The organism is Allokutzneria sp. NRRL B-24872 (assembly GCF_002155965.1).
In the GTDB taxonomy this organism is placed as follows: domain Bacteria; phylum Actinomycetota; class Actinomycetes; order Mycobacteriales; family Pseudonocardiaceae; genus Allokutzneria.
Map to the genome: position 1 here is coordinate 1 of NZ_MUMH01000267.1, position 1,502 is coordinate 1,502.

1 pseudogene is annotated in these 1,502 nt (G+C 75.0%); it reads right to left on the minus strand.

Annotation, left to right across the window (positions count from 1 at the left end):
- Positions 1–29: 29 nt before the first annotated feature.
- Positions 30–1,502: pseudogene (locus CCN37_RS40460) on the minus strand (hypothetical protein); the annotation flags it as partial.

Sequence of the window (1,502 nt, forward strand, 5' to 3'; positions counted from 1 at the left end):
CCCTGGGGACCGGTGCGCTGCTGCGGTTGCTACTTGGCACGGACGTCGGGCTTGGGTTCCGCGCGGTACTCCTGCTCGGTCCGCTTGTCCACGACCGGGCCACCGGGAGCGGCCTGCGGGGCCCACGCCTCCTCGGTGCTCTCCGCGACCTGCTTGCGGATCTCACGCGCCACCTGGTCGGCGGAGCGCTGTGGGGCGGCGCGCCGGTCGAGGACGGTGGGCTGGGTGCCGAGAAGCGACTGGGGCACCGATGCCTCCTTCTCCCGCTTCGCGTCCACCGGGTCCTTCGCGGCCATGCGGCCCTCGAAGACCGCTTCCGCGATCGGTGGCGGCACCGCACCGAACTCCGAGTTCTGACGCTCCAGCTCGCGACGCCGTTCCTTGCGCTCGCGCAGCGCGCGCTCCCGCGCCCGCATCTCCTCGGCGTGGGTCTTCGGCGCGGTACCGCGGTGCGGATTGGCCAGCACCGGCGGCACGAAGTCCCCGCTCAGGGGCTGGGAACCCGGAGTGCCGGAGGGGGCGCGCCTGGCGGGCGTCGTGGGTTTGCGGTCACCCAGCACCGACGGCGAGGAGTTCGTCGGCGGTGCCTGGAACGCGTCGGCCACGTCGGGATTGCGCTGCGCCGCCTGCTTGGGGGCACCGGGGCGGTTGCGCTCGTTGGCACCCTGCGACGGCGGCGGCGTCATCTGCTGCTGCGCCTGCATCCCGCCGCCGAGCCCCGGGGCGTCCTTGCGCTGCTGCTTCTGCTGCGGCGCTTTGGACTGGTTGGCCTGCGGCGCGGGCGGCGGGGTCATCTGTCCGCCGAGCGCGTTCTGGCCCAGCGTCGATCCGCCGAGCCCGGGCGGTGCGCCCGCGCCACCCTTGAAGGCACCCGGAGTGGGCGCGGCACCGGCGTTGAGGGACGGGTTGTTCCCGAGCACGCCCAAGCTGCGCCCGTTCATCGCGGGGGGCCCGCCCGGGTTGTTGATCACGCCGGGGTTCGGCGCGTTCAGGCCACCGGGGGTCGGCGCGTTCAACCCGCCGGGCGCGGGCGGGGCTCCGGCCGTGCGCAGCCCGCCGGGCAGCGGCGGCGGAGCCACACCGGTCGGGACCGGCGGCGCCTTCGGGGCCACCGGCGGCGGAGCGACGGGCGGCGTCACCGGCGGCGGCGTGGGCGCGTTCCTAGGCGCGACGGGCGGCGGCGGAGCGGCGGGCGCGTTCTTCGGCGCGGGAGGAGCACCAGGTGCCGTGCCGGGCGCGACCGGCCCGCCCCCCAGGGTCGGCGGGAGCGGCGGCGCGGGCATGCCGAGCGCCTGCTGGTTGTAGACGGCGTTGGGCGGGGTAAGGATGGCCGACTGCGCGCTGGCCAACTGGCTGAGGTAGGACGAGTAATCGTCCTCCATCCGCTGCACCAGGTTCCGGGCCTTGACGCTGTACTCGTCCTGGACTTCCTGCCTCGCCTGCTCCTGCTTCTGCTGAAGGGAGCCGGTGCCGAGGAAGATGCCGCTGAGGTGGTCGCCGAG